The 6,923-nt window shown below is 70.9% G+C and carries 7 protein-coding genes and 2 pseudogenes; 4 read left to right on the top strand and 5 right to left on the bottom strand.

Translation table 11 applies throughout. The features are described 5' to 3' along the window. From ACGF5T_RS32275 to ACGF5T_RS32260, 4 genes and pseudogenes are all read right to left on the bottom strand, one after another. A pseudogene (locus tag ACGF5T_RS32275) lies at positions 1 to 224 on the bottom strand (hypothetical protein); the annotation flags it as partial. A gap of 261 nt (positions 225 to 485) precedes the next feature. After that, positions 486 to 1,406, bottom strand: a complete 921-nt coding sequence (locus ACGF5T_RS32270) for a universal stress protein (RefSeq protein ID WP_366769208.1) — start codon at positions 1,404 to 1,406, stop codon at positions 486 to 488. A 126-nt stretch (positions 1,407 to 1,532) separates the two neighbouring features. Then, positions 1,533 to 2,276, bottom strand: a pseudogene (locus ACGF5T_RS32265) (carbamate kinase); the annotation flags it as partial. 411 nt (positions 2,277 to 2,687) lie between these two features. Then, entirely contained in the window at positions 2,688 to 3,080 is a 393-nt protein-coding gene (locus ACGF5T_RS32260; RefSeq protein ID WP_366769209.1) for a DUF302 domain-containing protein, read from the bottom strand. Positions 3,081 to 3,255: 175 nt separating this feature from the next. On the opposite strand from ACGF5T_RS32260, the gene ACGF5T_RS32255 reads away from it, so the two are divergent. From ACGF5T_RS32255 to ACGF5T_RS32240, 4 genes are all read left to right on the top strand, one after another. After that, positions 3,256 to 4,617, top strand: coding sequence for an MBL fold metallo-hydrolase (locus ACGF5T_RS32255; RefSeq protein ID WP_366769210.1), 1,362 nt, complete (start codon positions 3,256 to 3,258; stop codon positions 4,615 to 4,617). A gap of 41 nt (positions 4,618 to 4,658) precedes the next feature. Further along, the gene (locus tag ACGF5T_RS32250; protein WP_366769211.1) at positions 4,659 to 5,024 is read left to right on the top strand and encodes a rhodanese-like domain-containing protein; all 366 of its coding nucleotides are present in this window, start codon (positions 4,659 to 4,661) and stop codon (positions 5,022 to 5,024) included. After that, a complete protein-coding gene (locus tag ACGF5T_RS32245) occupies positions 5,021 to 5,764 on the top strand; it encodes a sulfite exporter TauE/SafE family protein (RefSeq protein WP_366769212.1) in 744 nt (247 codons plus the stop codon). Before ACGF5T_RS32250 ends, ACGF5T_RS32245 begins: the two co-directional genes overlap by 4 nt. 139 nt (positions 5,765 to 5,903) lie before the next feature. Beyond that, positions 5,904 to 6,479 (top strand): rhodanese-like domain-containing protein, encoded by a 576-nt coding sequence (locus ACGF5T_RS32240; RefSeq protein ID WP_366769214.1) that lies wholly within the window; start codon positions 5,904 to 5,906, stop codon positions 6,477 to 6,479. A 113-nt stretch (positions 6,480 to 6,592) separates the two neighbouring features. Here ACGF5T_RS32240 and ACGF5T_RS32235 read toward each other — a convergent pair whose 3' ends face one another. Next, positions 6,593 to 6,874: a metal-sensitive transcriptional regulator gene (locus tag ACGF5T_RS32235; protein WP_010358257.1), complete on the bottom strand. Its 282-nt coding sequence runs from the start codon at positions 6,872 to 6,874 to the stop codon at positions 6,593 to 6,595. Positions 6,875 to 6,923: the final 49 nt, after the last annotated feature.

Genomic DNA, 6,923 nt, shown 5'->3' with positions numbered 1-6,923 from the left:
TTCCCGGACGCGGTGGCGTAACCGAACCCGAACGTCTTGTCCAGGAACGCCCACAGGAACACGAACCCCATCAGCACCCGGGCCGACGCGAACACACAGGCCCGAGCGGTAAGCGCGCCGGCCTCCACCGACCCAGCCGCCCTGGGCGCGGAAACGACGCCGTTACGGCGGAACGACGGCAGACGGAAACCCGAACTACGGTGCGTGGACTGGTGCACGGCCATGACAGTGACTCCTTCAGAGAAGATCCGGCTGGTTCCTGACACCACTCACTCTCCCGGACCCCACCACCCCGCACCCGACGCCGAAGGGCCACACCCCAGGGCCCCAACAGCCCCAATCCACAGGGACCTTCGGCCACCACCGGCGATGAAACAGCCCGCCTGTACGCGGCGGTGTCTCACGCATCGCGTACAGGCGGGCTGAGGATCGGACAGGGGGAGGTCTCCCTCGTTGAGTTCGCTGTCCTGGGCAGTCCTTCTCGGTCAGTCGTGCGAGATCACCGCCACCGGAGCGACGGCATGATGCAGCAGCGCCTGGGTCACCGGACCGATATGAGCGCCGACCGCCGCCCGACGGTTCTGCCTGCCCACCACCACGAGGGCGGCGTCGTAGGAGGCGTCGACCAGGTGGCGCCCGGCACCACCGATCGTGGCCTGCGCGTGAACCTCCACTGTGGGGTACCTGTCCGGCCACGGTCGCAGGACGTCGGACAGTTCGCTCCGCACCTGCTTGACCATGCCGTCGTTCAGGTCGGGCATGAGCGCGCCGCCGTAGTAGTAGGGCGGCAGCGTCCAGCCGTGAATGATCCGTAGGCGTGCGGCGCGCCGTGAAGCCGCGTCGAACGCGAAGTCGATCACCGCGTCATTGGGCTTGTCCAGGTCCAGGCCCAGGACGACGTCACGGTGGCCGGAGACGGCGGAGACCTCGCTTGCCGAGGTCTCCGGCGTCGTCTCCTCTTCGCCGTGCTCGGCAGCACGGACGAGGACGACGGGCCGCTCGCACGAGGCCAGGACGGCATGGGAGACGGAACCGAGCAGGTATCCCGCCGCCTTGCTCAGTCCGCGGGAGCCCAGTACCAGCAGCTCGGCCTCCTCGGCGGCCTTCAGCAGAGCCGGGACGGGCAGGCCGGGGATCTCGTCCGTGTCGATCCGCAGCCCGGGGCGAGTTTCGTCGGCGCGGGCGCGCGCCTGGGCCAGCAGGTGCTGTGCCGATGCCCGCTGCAGGTCGCTCGGCGGCACCGGCACGCCGAGTCCGGTCGCAGGTGCGAAGGCGGGGGCTTGCCACTCCCACGCGGTCACTAGCCTCAGAGGCAGGTCCCTGAGCTGTGCCTCGTGCGCGGCCCAGTCTGCGGCAGCCAGGCTCGCCGGCGAGCCGTCCAGTCCGACGGTGATGGTGCGGGTCATGGAAATCCTCCTTCAGGCTGCTTCGAGTCTTGGTCCCGTCAGGCGGTGACAGCAGGGGCCACTGGTCCTTGGCCAGGAGCCGACCGTCCCAGGATCCGACTCCCCCGGTGCGCCGCCTGCTGCTTGTCATCCGATGGGGAGTTCGGGTCGTACGAGCGTCCCCGATGTTCCGTGGGCGATGGCGTACGCGGCGTCGAGGGCTCCGGTCGCGGCCAGGCCACCGGTCCGTTCCACGAACCGGGCAGCGGCCTCGGTCTTGGGCTTCATCGAACCCTCGGGGAAGGCCCTGTCCCGAAGTTGCGCGGGGGTCACGTCGGGCACGGGCTGTTGGCGAGGCGTGCCGAAGTCGGCGTACACGTTCGGGACGTCGGTGAGGATGAGCAGGAGATCGGCCTTGAGTTCCTCGGCCAGGAGAGCTGCGGTGAAGTCCTTGTCGACGACGGCTTCGACCCCGGTCAGCGCCCCGGTGTCGTGATCGGCCGTGACGGGGACGCCTCCGCCGCCGGCGCAGACGACCAGCGTTCCGCTGCTCAGCAGGGCGTGGACGGTGTCCGTCTCCACGATGGCCTCGGGCGCCGGGGACGGGACGACGCGGCGCCATCCCGTGGTGTCCTTGGCGATGTGCCAGCCGCGCTTGCGGGCGAGGACGTGCGCCACCTCCCGCGAGTACACCTGGCCGACGAAGTTGGTGGGCCGCGCGAAGGCCGGGTCGCCCGCACGGACCACGGTGTGGGTGACGAGCGCGGCGACCTGCCGTCCGGGGAGGGCACCTCGCAGGGCCCGGGCGAGCAACGACCCGATCATGCCCTGCGTCTGAGCACCCAGGACGGCCAGCGGGTAGGGAGTGGACAGGGCGGGATCAGCAGACGCGCTGGACCGGTTGCAGAAGCTGCGAGGCGTCCCGGACGACGCGCGCCTCGGCGCAGCGGACCTGGCCCAGCTCGTGGAGGGGCCGGGACGAGCGACAGCAGATGAACCGGCCACGCCGTCGCGGCCCTGTCGGACCTCATCTCGCCGACGATGGACAGCCCTGTGCGGCTGTGCGTCGCCGGCGTCGTTCCGGACCCAGCCCGAACTCCCACCTCGACCTCGCCGCCGCGGCCCCGCTGCCCGGCCCCCGCACCGCGCCCGCGGCGGAAACCGCACGGCCGACGGTGGCCAGTGCGGCCGGATCGGCACCTTGAAAGCCCGCAGGCCGGCCGGCTTCCGGCTGACCGGCTGGAAGCCGGCAGATGCATTAGGGGCGTGCCGGGGTCGGCCAGATGCCGAACGGGGGAGAGGTCAGGTGGCGGCCAGGGCGCTGAGCGCGGCGTCCAGTCGGGCGGTGGCTTCGTCGGCGACGGGCTTGAGGGTGGCGAGGCCGGTGAGGGTGACCATGGTGCCGGGGTCGAGAACCTGGACGAGCGTGGTGTCGCCGTCGCTGCGGACGACGACGTTGCAGGGCAGGAGCAGGCCGATGCTGCGGTCGGCTTGCAGGGCCTGGTGGGCGAGCGGCGGGTTGCAGGCGCCGAGGATCAGGTAGTCCTCCATGTCGTGGCCGAGCTTGGCCTTGAGGGTGGCTTTGACGTCGATCTCAGTGAGGACGCCGAAGCCCTGGTCGGCCAGGGCCTTGCGTACGGCGGTGACGGCAGTGCCGAAGTCGGCGTCGAGGCGGACGGTGCGGTCGTAGGGCACGGGTACTCCCGGATAGTGCGGAACGGCTGATTCCTCTATACCCCGCCTGGTACCCGCAGGGGGCCAGGCGGTGCCCTGCGGGTGGCGCCTCTCCTGGAATACCCCCCGGGGTATCACTGTTAGAGTGAATGACCAATACCCCCGGGGGTACATTATCCGAGAGGATTCGTGAGCCGTGTTCTTCGTCGACACCATGGAACTCGAGGGTCTGGGCAACCGCAGCTACCTGGCCGGCGGGCCCACTGCCGCGGTGGTCATCGACCCGCCACGTGACATCGACCAGGTCATCGCCGCCGCCGCCCGCCGCGGGGTGCGCATCGCGTACGTGGCGGAAACCCACGTGCACAACGACTACGTCACCGGCGGCCTGGAGCTGGCCCGCGTCACCGGCGCCGCCTACCTGGTGCCGGCCGGGGCGCACGTATCTTTCGACCGCACCCCCGTCGCCGACGGCGACACCGTGGACGTGGACGCGGGCCTGGTCCTGCGCGCGATAGCCACCCCAGGGCACACCCCGCACCACACCTCCTACGCCGTGTCCGAGGACGGGCGGGGTGTGGCCGTTTTCACCGGCGGGTCGCTGCTGATCGGTACGGTGGGCCGCCCCGACCTGGTGGAGCCGCGGCTGACCGAGCAGCTGGCCCGCGCCCAGTACGACTCCGCCCACCGCCTGGCCGCCGAGCTGGATGACGAAGTGCCGGTGCTGCCCACCCACGGGTTCGGCAGCTTCTGCTCCTCCTCCCAGTCCGAGGGTGACGCGACCACGATCGGCAAGGAGCGCGAGTCCAACGACGCGCTGACCCTGGACGTGGACACCTTCGTCGCCCGGATGCTCGCCGGACTGGAGGATGTGCCCGCCTACTACGCGCACATGGGCCCGGCCAACGCCGCCGGCCCCGCACTCGTCGACCTCACTCCGCCCAGGCGTGCGGACGCAGGCGAGATCGCCTCCCGGCTGGCGGCGGGTGAGTGGGTGGTGGACCTGCGCAGCCGCATGGCCTTCGCCGAGGGGCACGTGGCCGGGTCGTTCAACTTCGAGGGCGAGGGCAAGCTCGCCACCTACCTGGCCTGGCTGATCCCGTGGGGCAAGCCCGTCACCCTGCTCGCCGACACCCCGGAGCAGATCAGCCACGCGCAGCGGGAGCTGGCGCGGGTGGGCATCGACCGGCCGGCCGCCGCCGCCACCGGTGAACCGGCCGGCTGGGTGCGTGAGGGCGAGCAGCTCGCTTCCTTCCCCCGCGCCCGCTTCGCCGATCTCGCCGGTGTCCGTGAGCGCGACGAAGTCGTCGTCCTGGACGTGCGCCGGGACTCCGAGCGCGCGGGCGGCTACATCGAGGGCTCGGTCCACATCCCGATCCACGAGCTGCACGGCCGTATCGGCGAGGTGCCGGAGGGGACGGTGTGGGTGCATTGCGCCGGCGGGATGCGCGCGGCGATCGCCGCCTCCCTGCTGGACGCCGCCGGCCGTGCCGTGGTCGCCGTCGACGACGGCTTCGACGCTGCGGCGGATGCCGGGCTGTCCCTGGCCTCCGGCTGACCCGGCCGTTCTCTCTCCCCCCGCAAGGAAGGAAGCGTGTGATGTTCCTCTTTCGCCGAAACGGGCCCCGTGTCACGGTCGACGAGGCGCGCAGCCGTACCAGCGGTGACCGGCCTGACGCGGTCCTGCTGGACGTGCGTGAGAAGCCCGAATGGGCCGCGGGCCACGCCCCGGGCGCCGTCCACCTACCCCTGACAGAACTGGTCGCCGGCGCCGCCCTGCCCGCTGAAGCTGACGGGCGTCCGCTGGTGGTGATCTGCCGCAGCGGTCAGCGCTCCCAGCAGGCCGCGAAGATCCTCTCCGAGCGCGGAGCGCAGACGGTGGACGTCGAGGGCGGCATGAACGCGTGGGCCGCCGCCGGGCATCCGGTGGTCGACGGACGCGGGAACAGCGGCCAGATAGCGTGACCGTACTCGTTCTCGCCCTCATCGCCGGGGCCGTCATCGGTCTCGCCCTGGGAGCCCTCGGCGGTGGTGGCAGCGTCCTTGCCGTACCGGCACTGATCTACCTGCTCGGCTTCACCCCGGCCGCCGCCACCACCGCCAGCCTGATCATCGTCACCGCCACCTCCGCCGCCGCCCTGTACGCCCATACCCGTGACGGAAACGTGGCGTGGAAGACGGGGGCGCTGTTCGCCGCGGCGGGCATCGTCCCCGCCTTCCTCGCCGGGACCGTCGCCGGACGCCTTCCCGAAGCGGTACTGACGGCGGCGTTCGCGCTCATCGCCGCGCTGGCGGCCCTGCGCATGCTGCGGCCGTCCGCGTCAAGGCCGCCGGACCGGGTCCGTCCCGGCAAGGCGGCCGGCGCCGGTGCCGGCCTTGGCGCCGTGACGGGCTTTCTCGGGGTCGGCGGGGGATTCCTCGCCGTGCCCGCCCTGGTGAGCGTCCTCGGTCTGGCCATGCGGCGGGCGGTGGGCACCAGCCTGCTCGTCATCACGGTGAACTCACTCGCCGCGCTCGCCGCTCGCACCGGCACCGGGGGCGGGCTCCACTGGGAGATCATCGGCCCGTTCACCGGAGCCGCGATCCTCGGCGCCTGGGACGGCAAACGCCTCGCGGCGAAGATCCCCGGCACCACCCTCCAGAAGATCTTCGCCAGTGTCCTGCTGGCGGTGGCGGCCTTCATGCTCGTCGACGTGATCATCTGAACGCCAGGGCCGTCAACAGCTCAGGAACAGGGTTAGGGAGCGCTTCCCCAGCCCGTCTCACATCTCAGGACCGCCTTCAGTCCGGCTCCCGCCAGATCAGCCTCCACCAAAACGCCTACACGCAAGGAAAACATCTGCCATGACCACCCCCACGGCCCTCGCCACCGACGAGGCGCGCACCCGCCTGCACGAACTGACCATCATCGACGTGCGCACCCCGGGCGAATACGTCGGCGGCCATCTCCCCGGCGCGCTCAACATCCCTCTCGACCAGATCCAGCGCGCGCTGCCCGACATCCGTCACGCCACCGACCGCGGCGACGTCCTGGTCGTCTGCGCCTCGGGCGCCCGCTCCCAGAACGCCTGCAAGATTCTCGCGGAGAACGGCGTCAGGGCCGCCACTCTGTCGGGAGGCACCGGAGCCTGGGCGGCCGACGGCCACGAACTCCACCGCCCCCAGAGCGCCTCCCGTGCCACCTGGGGCATGGAGCGGCAGGTGAGGCTCACCGCAGGAGTGATCGTGCTGCTCGGCCTGCTGCTCGGGCTCGTCGTCCACCCCGCCTTCCAGCTCATCTCCGCCGGCGTCGCAGGCGGTCTGGTCTTCTCCGCCCTGACCAACACCTGCGGCATGGCCGCCATGCTCGCCAAGCTCCCCCACAACCGCCCCCGCGCCGCCGACCTCGACAACACACTGGCCGCACTGCGCAACCGCTGAACCACACCGCGAAGGGGGAAGGACCCGATTCGGGATCCCTCCCCTCTCATATGCCAGGCCGTGGGCCAACCGCTCCGACCCAGGCGGGTGATGCGGCGTCGCCGCACCACAGCTCAGGCCAGAGAAAGGAACAGCTTCTCCAGCCGGGTGCGCATCTGCTCCCGATCACCGGAAGCAGCCATGTCCGCATCGGTCAGGCAGTGCTGCAGCCCTGTGGCGATGATCGCGAAACCGGCCTTGTCCAGAGCCCTGGACGCCGCGGCGAGCTGGGTGACGACGTCCTCGCAGTCTCGCCCCTCCTCAATCATCTTGATCACACCGGCGATCTGGCCCTGCGCCCGGCGCAGCCGGTTGACCACCGTCTTCAGTTCCTCAGCCGCCATCGCAAGTTCCACAACCCACACTCCTTCGAGATACCCCCTTGGGTATCCTAATGAAGGGCTA

Source organism: Streptomyces sp. NPDC047853 (assembly GCF_043204535.1).
Lineage (GTDB): Bacteria > Actinomycetota > Actinomycetes > Streptomycetales > Streptomycetaceae > Streptomyces.
The sequence above is the reverse complement of the archived record's forward strand: the minus strand, read 5'-3'. Positions and strand labels throughout refer to the sequence as shown.